We start from the raw sequence: 14,097 nt of genomic DNA on the forward strand, positions 1-14,097 counted from the left end.
GGCCACCCCACCCGATTGCCCGGCCCGATCGCTCAGTCCAGGTTGCGCCGCAGCAGATAGGTGTCCATGATCCACCCCTTGCGCTCGCGGGCCTCGGCCCGGAGGGCTTCGATGCGGGGCGCGGCCTCGTCGAGCGGCCCGGAGACGAGGATCTCGTCGGGGGTCCCGATATAGGCACCCCAGTAGATGTACATGTCACCGCTGCCCTCGGCGCCCTGGTACCGGCGGAACGCCTGGTGGGCGTCGAGCATCACCACGACGTCGTCGACACCCTCGGGAAAACCGCCGTCGGCCAGACGCCGCCCGGTGGTGATCTGCACGGGGCGCGCGACGCGGTTCAGGCCGGTGCGGTGCCGGGCGGCGAGCGAGGAGACGCTGCTGATGCCGGGCACGACGTCGTACGAGAAGTCCACGGCACCCCGGTCGAGGACCTCCTCCAGGATGCCGAGCGTGCTGTCGTACAGCGCGGGATCGCCCCACACCAGGAAGGCACCGCTCTGGTCCTCGCCGAGCTCGTCGGCGATGAGCCGCTCGTAGATGTCCGCGCGACGGCTGCGCCAGTCGCCGACGGCGGGGGAGTAGTCCGCGCCACCGGCCTTCCGGTCCCGCGCGGGATCCCGCGCCTCGACGACACGATAGGCACCGTCGGCGTGGTGAGCGTCGAGAAGATCACGCCGCAGCTGGACGAGGTCGTCCTTCTCCCCGCCCTTGTCGAGGATGAAGAACACGTCGCAGCTCTTCAGAGCCTTGACGGCCTGCAGGGTCAACTGCTCGGGGTCGCCCGCGCCAATACCGATGACATGAATCTTTCGCACGCCGTGAGTCTGCCGCATGGGGGCGGCGGGAGGCCGGGCGGGGCGGGGCGGGGCAGGTCGGCAGTTCGTCTGGTCGGTCGGCCGGCCGGTGGTGAGAGGGGGACTGCGACGGATCCGCACCCGCCCCACCACGCCTCCCGCTGTTCGCTACTCCCTGCCTACTCCCTGCCGGCGGTACCGCGCAGTCGTGGCGCGCGCTCGGCGGCGTCGACGGAGGAGCTGTCCTCTTCCAGGGACTTGGCCAACTGCTGCGCCCAGGTGATGAGGCCGTCCACATCGATGCCGTGGGGCCGCCGCCCCCACGCGCCCGCGTCGATCGCACCCGCTCCCCTGAGCAGCAGCCGCGCCCCGCCCGTGAGGTTGCCGCGGGCGGAGTGGGTCAGCCCAACGGCCAGCTGGGCGAGCCCCTTCCACAGGTCGCGCTCGTCCGCGGGCCCCGACTTCCAGGCGTCCTCGAACACCTCGTGGGCGTGGAAGGGCCGCCCGGCGTCCAACAGAGCCTGCGCCTGAGCGACGGTCTCATCGGGGGTACGCGTGACCCCCTCGGGCTGCCGCTCCACGCCTTCGGTGCCGTACGGCAAGGGCCGCCCGAGACCATCCCGGGGCCGAGCGTTACGGGCCCGCCCCTCGGCATCACGGTCACGGCCACGGTCATCGGGTCGGGGTGCGGTGCTCATACGGCGATTGTCCCTCCCCGGGGGGTGCGGCGGGGGGCGCGGACCACCCCCGGGCGTGAGGTAAAGTTCTGTCTGCGCGATCACGCAAAACACCGCGAGACACGCGCACCGGGACGTGGCGCAGCTTGGTAGCGCACTTGACTGGGGGTCAAGGGGTCGCAGGTTCAAATCCTGTCGTCCCGACGGAAACGTCGCAGGCAGGGGCCATCTTCGGGTGGCCCCTTCTTTGTGTTCGGGGGCAATTCTGGAAGCGGGGAGCGGCTCCCCGCGCTCCCAGGGAGCGGGAGTCTGGGAGCGACGTCAACCGGGAGGCGACGGCTGGTCACCCGATCCGGGTGCTCCCAGGGAGCGTCTCCGCTGGCTGGTCTGGTGTACGAGGCAAGGGATCGCATCATTCGCCCCCTTGTCCGAATACTCGACATGGGGCCGTGCTCCCACCCGACTCCTTGACGCTTTTCACCGACCCCATGACTGCGTGGACTCGACGTCTCGGTGCACACGTCATCGAGAGGTTGAACGCGGTGGTGAGTTGCTGTGCAGGTCGGAGGGTGCCTCCGGCTGGGGAGGCTGCTCCGGTAGGTCCCCTTGTCGGGAGGCAAGTGGATGCTGGCGTCTGTAGGGTGCGGTTTGGAGATGTGCTGAGTGGGTGGGGCGTCTTGCTGGGCACGTCTGGGGACGTGCGTCGGGGAGGCTGGTGTCTGACTTGCCAGGTCCGAGGAAGGCGGCGACCGTTGATGTTCCTCGGCACCTGAGGTGTCAGCCAGTGCAGTACATACGGCGGTGCTGCCTTCACTACAGCTGTCTTGAGGCATGGAGTCCCCCATGGGCTGGGGGCCTGGGGCCCTGCCCCAGCACAGGCCAATCTGGGCGCTCCTGCGTTGTTGGGGTGTACCTCCGTTGCCGGCTTCACGGCGCACGCCTCTCAAATAACAAGCCTTCGGCCTTGCCACCGCACGACAAGCATCTGTCCGTTACTGACTTCTTCGGGGTGTTGTCGGGTAGTGGGTCAGCTCCAGTTCGGCGCCGGTGAGGCAGCCGTCGATCAGGTTCGGGCGGCGCTGGATTTGCCGCAAGCTGCGGCGGAGGGTGCGTTCGAGGTGGTCGTCATCGGTGTAGGCGATGTTGGCCAGCGGTCCGCGCCTCAGCAGCGACCACACGCCCTCCACAGGGTTCAGCTCCGGCGCATAGGACGGCAGTTGCACGATGGTGAGCCATTCGTGCTCGTCCGCGTACTGCCGCAGCCCCGCGGCCCGGTGGGTGCTGAGATTGTCCCAGATGAGGACGATGGGGGCTCTGAGCTGGATGTGCGCGCGCACGAGCAGGTCGCGGTAGTCGGTCCAGGCGAAACTATTGCGTCCCGCACCCCGGTACTTGTGGTGCCGGCGCGGCCGGTAGATCAACCGGGAGGGCTCGCCCGGCCGGTAGCAGCACAGGGCGGCGATCGAGTAGCGGCGCCAGGACCGGCCGCGCACCCGCACCACCGGCGTCTGCCCGCGCCGACCCCACGTGCGGGCCCGGGATGCAGTCATCCCGAACCCCGCCTCGTCCTCGAAGACGATGAACGCCCCGAGCGCCGCCGCAGTCATTCCGCCTGCGGCCACACATCCTTCTTCCACAACTCCACCGCGTGCTCGTCGCGCTCCACAGCCCGGCGGGCGGGTGACTGCCAGGACCAGCCGTGCCGGCGCAGCAGCCGCCACACCGCCGCCGAAGAACACTCCAGCCCGAACTGCCACGAGATCAGCACCCGGATCCTCGCCAGGGTCCAGCGCTAGTCCTCCCAGCCGTGCACGGCCGGCCCCCGGGCCAGCTCCTTCTCCAGCTCGACGAAGCGGTCATCACTGAGTTTGGGCAGCTTTGGCGGTCCCGCGGACGCAAGCGCGGCCATCCCGCCCTCGCGCCAGGCCCGACGCCAGCGCTCCACCGACCGCTCGCTCACCCGCAGGTCCTTCGCGATCGTCGTGTTTCTCTCGCCCCGCGCGAACCGCTCGCCGGCCTCGAACCGGATCCGTTCGCGAAATCGCTGTCGCTCTGCGGTCAGCCCGCCGCCCTGCGCGTACCTCATACCACCGGCCTACCGCAGGGATCACCCCTCGTCACCCCTCCCGACAACACCCCGAAGAAGTCAGTAGGCATCTTGTGCCTGCACGGCCCGATGATGTCCGACCTCGGGTATATCGCTGTTCAGCAGTGGTGAAGCAGTCTCGAAGTGCCGCAGGTTCAGCACTGCAAGAGTGTCGCCACAATGGCGTCAATCTCCGCCGCAACTCCATCGCCCATAAGGGCCTCTCTGATCTGGCGGCGCTGGATCTCGAATCGGACGGCAGGGAGGGCGACTTCCGCTGCCACGCGCTCGGCCCGCTCAGCCAAGGAGACCAGCTGCTGGTGTGTGGCCTGCGAGGAGTCATAGACGGGGATGGGGAGTTTGAAGATGTACTTGTCGAAATCGCGCGGGTTGTGCATGCCTCGGCCCTGAAGCGGACGAACCAGGCGGGTGAGGGTGGCGGAATTCAGGATCGAGAGCAGAAATCGCGCCTCGTCCAAATCGGCTACTGAGCCCCAGTACAGCTTGTGATCGATGATGGCATGGGGTGTGGAAACGATCGCAGCGGCCAGGTACAGCCCGCTCTTTGTGTAGACGACGCGGCGCCCTTCTGTGTGAAACTGCTGCGTCAGCTTTCTCTGGTAGTTGATCTGGCCGGCTAGGGACAGTCTCCCGCTTGACCGGTTCTCGACCCACGCCGTCTCGGCTCGACGCCACCAGTGCGCGAGCCCTGGGTATTGGTCGAGGTCCTCGCTGTCACCGTCGAGGAGACGCGAGCCATCCCATGGGATCACAGCCTGCAGAGGGGGGAGGGCTCGGAATGGCAGGATGGATTCACCGAGGAACAGGGGTCGAATGAAAGGTACTTCAACCGATCCGTGGAGGGTGGGCTGATCCTTCCAGGGCCTCTTCTCGAGGCGGCTTCGGCGGCTTGAGACGGCTTGCCTGCCGCCGCCGGAGCCGAGCGGTCCGTTGTCCTTTTCATCCACGATGAAGAGGAAACGGGGAACTAGGTTGGCGCCTTGAAAGAATCTCCCGGAATAGAGGGACTGATGTAGCGGTTCCGGCTTCCGCGGACCGTCTCTGACTCTTCGCACAAGATGGGTTCGCGCCTCCGACCGGGTAGCGGTCTTTTTGGGTAGGGTTCCTGCCCAGCACTCCGGGGCTAGGGTCAGCGGAACAGCGGTTTTGCCTTCGCTCTGCCGTTGGCCAAACACGACCCCTACGGACTGGGGGAAGAAATTCGGTTGGACGTGCTGCAGATCCCACGGGCGACCAAAGGCGGCGTCCACGGTCTCCGTCGCGACTGAGAAGCGGCCTTCCCGAAACCCTATGTACTGACTTCGGTCTAGGGTTCCCAGTGGCATGACAAAACCGAACCTGCCGTTGCTTCTCAAATACCGTTCCACGCAGCGGACCACGAAGAGCGCTGAGAGGTCCTGGTGGGTCGCCACGTTACGGCCCACCCATAGATGCCGCTCGGTACTCATGCTGCGAAATACCTTCTTCTGCGGCTCCGTCATGTAGCGGTAGGCGAGCCACGGAGGGTTTCCGATGAGGATGTCGACACGATTGTCTGGGCGCGCCAGCCACAGGGGACGTGCTCGGTTGCGGATGTAGTAGCCCCAGATGTGGTCGCGGTCCTCGTCGTGCAAGCGACACATGACGGCGAATGTCTGCTGTAAGCCGGGCCGGTCTTCTTTCGAGATGTCAAACCTTCGGAACGTCCCGGCAAGGGAGGGCACGGCTGAGTCTCGCTCACGCCTCGTGGCTTTGTCGGCAAATTCTGTGACGAGTCGATCGAATTTTCCTGAATCTGAAACCAAGCTTTCGGGAAACTGTAGCGTATCCGAGATATTGCCGCCATGTATCGCAGGATCTTGCACAAGGCTTGCATGGTCCAGAGTGGTCGGAATTTGAAGATCGTTTCCCCATAGAGTGGACTCCCTATCCCATTGCAGGGCGTCGGCTAGATATACCGGGACGGCGAATGCTGGCCGTCCCGGTGTGCGAAGGCGTTCCATGCCCAGAGCCAGCAGGTATGTCACTCGGGCCAAGGTGACGGCAACGGGGTGGATATCGAACCCGATGACATGCTCGGTCACGCCTCTGATGATGTCCAGTTCATTGTGTCCTGCCGCTTGCGCGGCTGATATGTAGGCGCGTACGGAGTGGAAGAGGAAGGTGCCGCTTCCACAGCTCGCGTCGAGGACCCTGTCATGCAGCGGGGTGCGGACGCAAGACGCCACGATTTCCTCGGCCAACCAGTCTGGGGTGTAGTACTCGCCGAGCCGGTGCCGGACATGCTTGGGGATAATGGATTCATAGAGCCCTTTTAATACGTCGTGTTCTACCTCGCCCCACGCGAAGCGGCTGAGTCGCCGGGCAAGGTCCATGAGGAATTTTTCGCCAGCCGGAACATGAACGATCCAATCGAAGAAGTCGGACTCGACCACGCCCCCGACTTGAGACTGTGTGAAAAACTTGCCCGACATGATGGCCTTGGCATCCACCTCTGGAGTCTCCAGCGGGAAGCCGACCACGGCGTGCCCAATCACCTCGGCCATAGCGACGAGCAGGGAGTGGTCGACGAAGAGGGCATCGTCGTCGCTGAACCTCGTGCCCGAGGCAGTGGTGAGCAGGTTGGCCCACATGTCGCGTTTCAGGCGGACCACTGAGAGATCGCGGCACTGAGCATAGATCGCTGTAAGTTCCGCGGATGCGAGAGAGTAGGCGGGGCTGGAGGCGCCGAGTTTGCTGTCAATCGCGTGTGGGGTGGGCGGCAGGTTGCGTCTGGTGGCGAGGACCGCTTCCAGCCATGCGATCAGGTCCGCGCCACCTCGGGCAGACTTCCCGGATTGAAAGGTCGCCGCTTCCACGTGCTGAAGCCGACCGTCAGACCGGTGATACAGGTGCCAGGTGACTCCGTCGGTGAGTAGTCCGATGTGCCGTCGGCCACTCCGACGTGCGTGGAAGACGAGCGCTTCTTCCAAATCGTGCTCCGCGGCGGAGCGCGTCCCGTCGGCACCGAGTCCCTCTCTAACCTGGATGACGGTGGAACTGCGTGCGACATGGAGGGTGCCCCCCTCGAGATGCCGGGGGTCATCACCGAGGCTGATGTCCCGTTCTCCAAGGTCGAGTCCCGCCACGATAAGGAGTCGCCTAATGTCTTCAGGCACCGTGAGATCGGGTCCGCGAGTGTCCGGCTGTGCCAGGCGATCGAGTAAGACGCGGGCTTCGGCCCGATCTGCTTCGGACGCGAAGAGATCGGGCCATTTCGCCATGACGGCGCTGATGGGGGCCGCGAACAAGGTTGAGCCAGCGGCGAGTTGCGGTGCCTCACGACGCGGTTCGTTCCAGCGGATCACACCAACCGCACGCATGGGTGAACCAACCAGGACGGGCGCGCCACTGAGCCCGTGCATGGACAGATGGTCAGCTTCCAGGCACGCGATCTGGATCACCTGAGCACCCTCCTCGTGGCGCCGGGTGGACCATGTGACCGTGCCTGAGGCGGTGAAGAGGGAGACACCTGGGGTGTCGTGCGGAGCTCCAGGGGCACGGAACGGTACATCGACGGCCACCTCTGTGGTGACCGGGACGGGCTGCAGCCCCGTCGGGAGTCTGCGTTTGAGTCGGAGCAGCGCGACGTCGTTGATAGCGTCACCATCGTGCACGGTGGCTTCGTTCCAGCCCTCTTCCCATGTACACCGCAGCCGACGTACGGCGATTCTGTCAGTTTTACGGTCACCGACGCAGTGAAAGGCTGTGAGGGCGAAGCGGTCCGTCACTGCGAACACGGTCCCCAGGGAAGAACCCGACACGGCGTCCGAAAGCCGACCGATAGCCAGGCGCACGGAGGTCACCGTGCTCGCAGGGTCAGGCGGGCAGAGAACGTCGCTCCGCTCGTGGCCTTGGCGATGATGACCCCAACGTCGGCCTGGACGGAGATGTCGAAACCGACTTCGATCGACTCGACGCCCCACCCCGCCTCGGAGGGGCGTAGGACCTGCTCAAGGCGGGACCTGAACTGTTCGGCTACCTGAGCCACACTGTCGGCAATCTCCCCGGCACGCCGCTCGAACTGCTCAGGCACAGCGAAGCGGGGTGCGAGGTCCCCTGACACCGAACGCGGCTGCACCTCCAACAGAATCTCTGCCGTACCGTTTCCGTCGCCGGTGAGGTTACGCTTGGCCATTCGTTCCCCCCAGTCAGGCGTGATACCTCATATCCCTGTGCTGGCCTCAAGACCCCTAAACGGTGGGTACGACATCGGCTGAAATCGCCCTCTCGCTCGACGATCTGATCTCCGTGCATCTGCACGTGTTGTCCCGTCGCACGGTTGTGCGTGTTCGACGCAGGCTGTCTTTCCTGCGGACGCGTACTGACCCTGCCCTCCACCTGCGCGCCACCCAGCCCCTTCGCCGAATATCTGATCTTCACCACTGCGTCACAGCGACCCCGGCCATGCCGGCCGGCTCCTAGTTTCTGACCACGAGCGGGCAGCCGTTGTCTACGCTGCGGGGCGTGGAGAGGTACCTATTGGTCGGGTTGATCGCGGCCGACATTGTCTATGCCCTCCCAATGCTTACGGGGGAGTTGTTGTCGCTGCTGCTGTGGAAGCGCATCGATCGCTTCGAGCGACGTCTGCATGCCATCTCGGACGATCGCCATTTCGCGGTGTTCACCACTCCCGTACTGGCCTTCGTAGGGGGCCTGGGTGGAGGGATCAGCACAAGCATGATCGGTGAGGGCGTGGGGGCGAGCGTCCTCGGGTTCGTACTGAGCGCGCTTATCGTGTTCGGCGTCGCGCGCCACCAGTACGGTGGGGCGACGGAGAGGCGCCCTCGCCCGGTGCCCCGTGCCCGATGGCGGCAGCACGCGGCGGAATTGTCGCGGCTGCTCTCCGACGGGGTGGCGCCTGTAGGCCGTGAACGGCGCAGGCTCCGGAGGCGGGTAGTAGCGCTGGGTGAGATCGGCTCACGGATCACAGCAGGGGTGCGAGGCCGGACGTGGCGCGACGCTTTTCGCTCTGAATCGCGCACGATCCGGGCGCTTATCGTCACTTCCTTCATCCTCCCGGGCGGCGTTTCTGTATGGTCCTCGGTTCGCTTCGGCGTCGCCGGCAATACTTTCGTGGGGCACGTAATCATGCTGACCCCTGGCAACTGCTGCGGCTACGACACCCTTGCTGAGGTGGGCACGTACGCGGAAATCGCTCTTGGCACTGGGCCACGAGTTGTCGGTGCAATCTCATGATTTGTTGCGGATATTTTCGCAGGCAGCGCTGCCGCGGCGGAGGCCGCCCAGGCTACGGCCTGCTGCGGCCTCGCGGCATTCGGTCCGGCGGCACGCTCGCTCGGCATGAAGGGCCGTGCCCAACCCTCCCGAGGAACCTGGGCCTTGCATCCTCATGCTTTGACGACAGCGACTTCCCGAGCCCGCCCCACCAATTCCTTCACCGGCCGTGCGCTGGCATGAGCGCGCATCTCCCGGCGCATCGTCCCGAAATGCTCGTCGCCGCGCGCGGAGGAGACGAGCTCGTACTCGTCCAGGAACCGGTTCCAGGAGGCGCACGCCGCATCCAGATGCCCGTGGGCGAGCTGCCGCTGGGCCAGCAAGGCGTAGGAGTGCACGCGACCCTGCCGCTCCTGTGCCGGCTGGACCTTGATGGAGTCCTGGAGCGCTTTGATGCTGCCGGGCAGGTCCCGCTCTTCGTACAGGACGTGCGAGAGGTGGAAGAGCCAGGCGGTGCGGTCGTATCCGCCCACCGCGTCACGCCGGTTGTCGGCCTTCGACAGTGCGGCTTCGGCCTCGCTCAGGCGTGTGTGGGCCTGCCTGCGGTCTTTGACCATGGATGCGGCGTGGGCCTGCTGGCCGCGTAGGAAAGCCACCAGGCGCGGGCCAGCCTGCGGTGCGGCCTCGGCAGCGCTGTCGGCGAACTCCAGCCCCTTGCGGCCGTGGCGAAGGCTCGTCATCTGCAACGACATGCCCCGCAGTGTGCGGCAGTACGTCACATGATCCCCGGCCTCGTCCGCGAGAGAGAGGGCTTTGAGATACCAGCGCTGCGCGGCGGCGTGGTCCTTTTCGTACATCGCCATCCAGCCGGTCAGATACGTCAGGTCCGAGGCTGCGGCTTTCATGTCGGCGGCGACGGGGCCCGACGCCTGTGCCTTCATCCACGGCCCGACCGTATTCACCAGGAAAGCGGCCGCCATCGGCCGCGCGTGACCTGCGCCGTCCTCGTCCAGGATGTCCGCGATCCTGACGGTGGTGCGCCGCACCGAGGCGACCTGCGAGCCGCCGATCCGCGTGGTGGCCTTGCCCGGTGAGACCGGATCACCGGCGTGCGCCGCCGCCGTGCCGAAAACGGGCACGGCCAGCGCCGCGGTGAATACACCCGCAACGAGAACGCCGCGTCGAGAGGGATCCATGTCCGCCCTTCCCAGGTCGATCAACTCCTCCACAGTGTCGAGGCGTTGCGAGCCGCCGGCAGACGTGGGGAGGGCCAGGCCCGCTTCCTCGTGCGTGATGGGCCTGCCGAGTTTCTCCGACAGGGCGGCCACCACAATCGCCCTGACCTGTTGCTTTGGCTGGTGCCCGCGCAACCACATCGACACCGACTGGCCGCTGTAGGTCAGCGGCACCCCGGCGAGGGCGCCAATGCGGTTCACGGCGCGGGCGAGCTCCTCGCGCTGGCATTGCCCCTGGTCAAGAAGGTTGGCCAGCCTGATGTTCGGCGTACGCGTGGTGCCTGCCATGAGTGATTCTCCCGCCAGCTCCGACAGCTTTTACGGCGTTTACGTCCGCGCTCTTCCTTCACGGTACCCGCCGAGAGTGACCGGTAGTTGGCTGTACGTCAGGAACCAGACGGAACCATCTCGTCCACCTCAGGGAGCCCACGGTGACCCCCATGACCACCCCTCACCACCAGACCAGCGACCCCGTGGACCTGGCTCTCGTCGACAATGCCGTTCACCGCGCCGAAGGACTGGCCGTTGCTGACCCCAGCAGCCGCCTCGCCGACGCCGTGGCCGCCGAACTGGCCATCTACCTGGCCGCGCTGATCACGCCCGCCGAGTACCACCTGGGCCGCATGCCGGGGCGCAGTCCTGCCGAGCAACGCGCTCGCGATGTCCTCGCCGACAGCATCGGCCACGCCAGATCCGTTCATCACGACCAGCAGACCGGCGCTTTCACCAACCCGGCCGCCCGGCTCTACCTTCTCGCCGGAGCATGCCGTCTGCTCAAGAACGCGATGGCGCCGATGCGGTGAACCATTGGGATGCCCACCGTTCTCGGCGCCCGGTGCGCTCCAAGATGGCCGAGACGGTCGTCACCACAGCGCTGGCATCGACGGTCGTGCTCGCCTTCAGCCTGCTCCTCATCCACACCCTGGCGGGCGCCTGACGCTTCCTCCAACTCCCGTGCCGGGCCGGACCAGCCGCCCTCGCTCCGCTGGGAGGCGGCCCGGTACGGGGTCCTGCGGGCAGATCCGCCCGTCCCGAAGTACCACCGACGAAAGGAAACCACCGTGAAGCAACGCCTGGACCAGTCCACCAGCCTGCACGCCACCACACTCGGCGGCATCGATCTGGGCCCGCTGTTCACCGACCGCGCCCAGTTCGAGATCCCTGATCTGGCAACCCGCTTCGCCTACAAGAAGGAAGCAGGTTCCTCGGACACCAACCACGAGTACGACAGCCTCAAGGTCTGACTCGCCCCAGCGCCCGTGCATGCAAGGCCCGGGCAGGCCCAGACCTCGCCCGGCCGGGCTTTGCACCGCGCCACTTGGAGGACCCGTGCTCAAACTGCGCATCCAACCCGCCCCGATGAGCCGCCAGGCCGACGACTGGGCTTGGAACAACACCCGCCTTCAGTGCGGCCCGTCATGGGTCGCCCCGCTCGACCATCCATCCCTGGATGCGATCGCCCTTACCGACCGCGACACCGGACAGTCGCTTGTCCATGTCCGCGAGCGTGACGCCCACCGGGCAGGCGATGCCCGACGTGCCGTAGTGGAGCTGACCACCACCCCTTTCCGTCGGCTTCGCGCGGAGCTCTTGGCCTGGCCCTTGAACTTCATCGCCATCGATTTTGCGCCCGACGGCTCGGTCAGCGTCGGGGCCGGTGAACACGGCACCGCCCCGGTGTATCTGACCGCCGCCGATGGTGTGCTGCACGGGTCGTGGACCACTGCCGACCTCGTCAAGCGCATGCCGCGCGTGGACTTCCATGTCGCCGAGACGGCGCGACTGCTCAGCCTGTGGTTCCGCTACAGCCATCACACCTGTTTCACCGGCCTGTACCGGCTGACCGAGCGCACGACCGCCCGCTACGACGGCAGGGACCGGTCCGCTTCGAACAGCCGGACCCGGCGCTGCACTCCAAGGCTCGCACTCTCGCCGACGACGCTGATGTACTGACCGCATACGGCAGCATGCTCGATGCGGTGCTCGACCGGCACCTCTACGACCCGGACACCACCAGCGCGCACCTCTCAGGCGGCTTCGACTCGGCCGTCACCGCCACCCACCTGTCACTGCGCCACCCCGGACGGATCACCGCTTCGGCGATGCTGCTCCCGGGACCCATGGGCGAGCAACAGCGCACACGCCGAGCCGAGATGCTCCGCACCGGGCGCTTTCGCACAGACATCACCACGCCGGCCCTGCCACCCTTGCACCCGGATGGACGACGCGCCATGAGCGGATACGTCTACCCCTACGAGGAGCCCTACCACGAGTCCACCGCCGCCCTCGTCTACCAACTGGCCGAGGCCGGCATCCGTACCGTGGTCACCGGGATCGGAGGAGACGAGATGGTCGCCCTCACTCCGCAGGAAGCCCCGCACCCACCCGTGGGCCCGGGGCACGCGATGACCGAATGGTTGGGCCCCGCCGCCCGCGAGGCTCTCATGGACGTGGACGGGGACACCTGCCCGCCAGCCGTCGTCAACGAAATGACCCTGCTCGCCATGGCATCCGCCGCGCCGCTGCTGCTGGAGGCTGGGATCTGGCCGCTGCACCCCTTCGCTGATCCGGGCATGATCCGCTTCGGCGAGTGGCTGCCCTGTTCCTGGCGCTCCCGCAAGAGTCTGCACCGCCGCAGGCTGGCCGCTCTGGGCCTGTCCGAACTGGTCGTCGAGCCACCCCTGCCGGAGAACTTCACCGGCGTCATGAACACCGCGATCCGTACCACCCTGCCCGCACAGGTGCGGCGCCTTCTCGATCAGGGATCTTCCCTCATCGACGCCAAGCTCGTAGACGCCGACGCCCTCACCCAAGCCCTGACGCGCATCGAATCCGGCGACATCCGCACTACAGACGATCGCCTCGCCGACGTCGTCGCCGCTGACCTCGCCCACCGCGCCGCCCACCACTCAGAGCCTCCAAAACATGTACGTGATGCGCCCCGCCACCGCCCACGACCGCGCCGCCTACGCCGACCTGATCCGCGCCCGCGCCGCCTGGATGCTGCGCACGGGCAAGGCCGGCGGCGCAGACCTCCTAGAAGAGGGCCGGGCTGAACAGATCGCCGCGCAGGCCGGGAACGGCCACACCCCAGTCTGGGCTCTGCTCTCTCCCGAGGGAGAGAGCATCGGCTTCACCAGCCTCTACGACCAAACCCCCGAATGGGGGTGGACCGATAGCGAGCGCGCCGAGCCAGCGCTCTTCCTGGCCACCACCTTTACCCATCCCGACTACCGGGACGCCAAGCCCGGCACCCTGATGGCCTGGTGGGCTCTGGCTCACGCAGCCCGCGCCGGGAAGCTCTGGGTGCGGCGCGGCTGCGGACACCCTGGACTCGTGCGCTATTACCGCGACCACCAGGGCTTCGACCTTATCCACGAAACCGAGCGAGGAGGACACTGCGCCTACCTCTTGGCCCGCAAGGCCGAGGAGCTCGACCACCTGCTCGTCACCACCGATTCCACGGGCACCTTCACCTGACTCCCCGGGAGCCGCACGCATGCCCAGCACCGGCACCGAGCATGACGCCGCGTTCAACCGCAAAGCCTGGGACATCCTCGCCGTGACCCGCGCCGGCCAGGAACCAGTCCTGTGCTGGCACTTTCGCTACGCGCCGGGGCTCGGCGTCGAACTCCTGGGCTCCCTGACGGGCGCGACCATAGCTGAACTGGGGTGCGGCAACGGCAGCCACCTTGACGGGCCTGCTCTCGGAGGTCTTCCGGGAGTCAAGCGGATGCCGCACGGGCCTCTCGGCTGCCAACCCGTTTTCCCTCACGCGAGGGCTGGGCCAGCAGGAGCGTCCAGAGTCTTTGCGCCGGTCCTGCTGCGATGCCGGTGTCGTGGACGATTGCGCATACCGTTGCCGCGAATTTCAGGCCGGTTGAGGCCAGGTCTCCCATGCAGTCGAGGCGCATGACTGGAAACGGGAGGGCAGAGATGGATTCGAGGGAGCGGTGTTGCTGCCCTGTACCCACTCGACAGCCGACCAGGGTGCCGGTGTCCTGGCGCGTAGCACTTTGAGCAGGGTGCGATAGGTGCTGTGGTTTTCCACGCAGACCATCGGCGCGGGCCCCTGGGGGGACCGCGCC

Annotated in this window: 13 protein-coding genes and 1 tRNA gene; 6 read left to right on the plus strand and 8 right to left on the minus strand. The window is 66.6% G+C overall.

Translation table 11 applies throughout. The features are described from left to right. Positions 1-32 precede the first annotated feature (32 nt). Both cobF and QBL25_RS35150 read right to left on the minus strand, forming a co-directional pair. Complete coding sequence (gene cobF / locus QBL25_RS35145; protein WP_409060985.1) at positions 33-815, minus strand: precorrin-6A synthase (deacetylating); 783 nt, start codon at positions 813-815, stop codon at positions 33-35. Positions 816-973: 158 nt separating this feature from the next. Further along, complete coding sequence (locus QBL25_RS35150; RefSeq protein WP_409060986.1) at positions 974-1,396, minus strand: DUF309 domain-containing protein; 423 nt, start codon at positions 1,394-1,396, stop codon at positions 974-976. Between the two features lie 205 nt (positions 1,397-1,601). Here QBL25_RS35150 and QBL25_RS35155 point away from each other — a divergent pair. After that, positions 1,602-1,675: transfer RNA gene (locus QBL25_RS35155), tRNA-Pro, on the plus strand. Positions 1,676-2,463: 788 nt separating this feature from the next. On the opposite strand, the gene QBL25_RS35160 is transcribed toward QBL25_RS35155, so the two are convergent. The 5 genes from QBL25_RS35160 to QBL25_RS35180 all read right to left on the minus strand — a co-directional run bounded on the left by QBL25_RS35160 (position 2,464) and on the right by QBL25_RS35180 (position 7,734). Next, complete coding sequence (locus tag QBL25_RS35160; RefSeq protein WP_409062890.1) at positions 2,464-3,021, minus strand: transposase; 558 nt, start codon at positions 3,019-3,021, stop codon at positions 2,464-2,466. Between the two features lie 53 nt (positions 3,022-3,074). After that, on the minus strand, positions 3,075-3,239 hold the full coding sequence (locus tag QBL25_RS35165; RefSeq protein WP_409060987.1) for a winged helix-turn-helix domain-containing protein: 165 nt from the start codon (positions 3,237-3,239) through the stop codon (positions 3,075-3,077). A gap of 24 nt (positions 3,240-3,263) precedes the next feature. Then, positions 3,264-3,557, minus strand: a complete 294-nt coding sequence (locus QBL25_RS35170) for a helix-turn-helix domain-containing protein (RefSeq protein ID WP_409060988.1) — start codon at positions 3,555-3,557, stop codon at positions 3,264-3,266. Between the two features lie 155 nt (positions 3,558-3,712). After that, on the minus strand, positions 3,713-7,402 hold the full coding sequence (locus QBL25_RS35175) for an N-6 DNA methylase (protein WP_409060989.1): 3,690 nt from the start codon (positions 7,400-7,402) through the stop codon (positions 3,713-3,715). Continuing rightward, positions 7,399-7,734 carry a CU044_2847 family protein gene (locus QBL25_RS35180; protein WP_409060990.1) on the minus strand — a complete coding sequence of 112 codons (336 nt, stop codon included), beginning with the start codon at positions 7,732-7,734 and terminating at the stop codon, positions 7,399-7,401. The genes QBL25_RS35175 and QBL25_RS35180 overlap by 4 nt, the downstream gene beginning before the upstream one ends. A gap of 329 nt (positions 7,735-8,063) precedes the next feature. Between QBL25_RS35180 and QBL25_RS35185 the strand changes: the two genes are divergently transcribed. Further along, positions 8,064-8,795, plus strand: coding sequence for a hypothetical protein (locus QBL25_RS35185; protein WP_409060991.1), 732 nt, complete (start codon positions 8,064-8,066; stop codon positions 8,793-8,795). A gap of 152 nt (positions 8,796-8,947) precedes the next feature. Here QBL25_RS35185 and QBL25_RS35190 read toward each other — a convergent pair whose 3' ends face one another. Further along, entirely contained in the window at positions 8,948-10,297 is a 1,350-nt protein-coding gene (locus QBL25_RS35190; protein ID WP_409060992.1) for a hypothetical protein, read from the minus strand. Positions 10,298-10,449: 152 nt separating this feature from the next. Between QBL25_RS35190 and QBL25_RS35195 the strand changes: the two genes are divergently transcribed. From QBL25_RS35195 to QBL25_RS35210, 4 genes are all read left to right on the plus strand, one after another. Continuing rightward, positions 10,450-10,812, plus strand: coding sequence for a hypothetical protein (locus QBL25_RS35195; RefSeq protein WP_409060993.1), 363 nt, complete (start codon positions 10,450-10,452; stop codon positions 10,810-10,812). A 258-nt stretch (positions 10,813-11,070) separates the two neighbouring features. After that, positions 11,071-11,253, plus strand: coding sequence for a hypothetical protein (locus QBL25_RS35200; RefSeq protein ID WP_409060994.1), 183 nt, complete (start codon positions 11,071-11,073; stop codon positions 11,251-11,253). An 85-nt stretch (positions 11,254-11,338) separates the two neighbouring features. Then, positions 11,339-11,962: a hypothetical protein gene (locus tag QBL25_RS35205; protein ID WP_409060995.1), complete on the plus strand. Its 624-nt coding sequence runs from the start codon at positions 11,339-11,341 to the stop codon at positions 11,960-11,962. A 14-nt stretch (positions 11,963-11,976) separates the two neighbouring features. Continuing rightward, on the plus strand, positions 11,977-13,065 hold the full coding sequence (locus QBL25_RS35210; protein WP_409060996.1) for an asparagine synthase-related protein: 1,089 nt from the start codon (positions 11,977-11,979) through the stop codon (positions 13,063-13,065). Positions 13,066-14,097: the final 1,032 nt, after the last annotated feature.

This window comes from Streptomyces sp. SYP-A7185, from assembly GCF_046103685.1.
Lineage (GTDB): Bacteria > Actinomycetota > Actinomycetes > Streptomycetales > Streptomycetaceae > Streptomyces.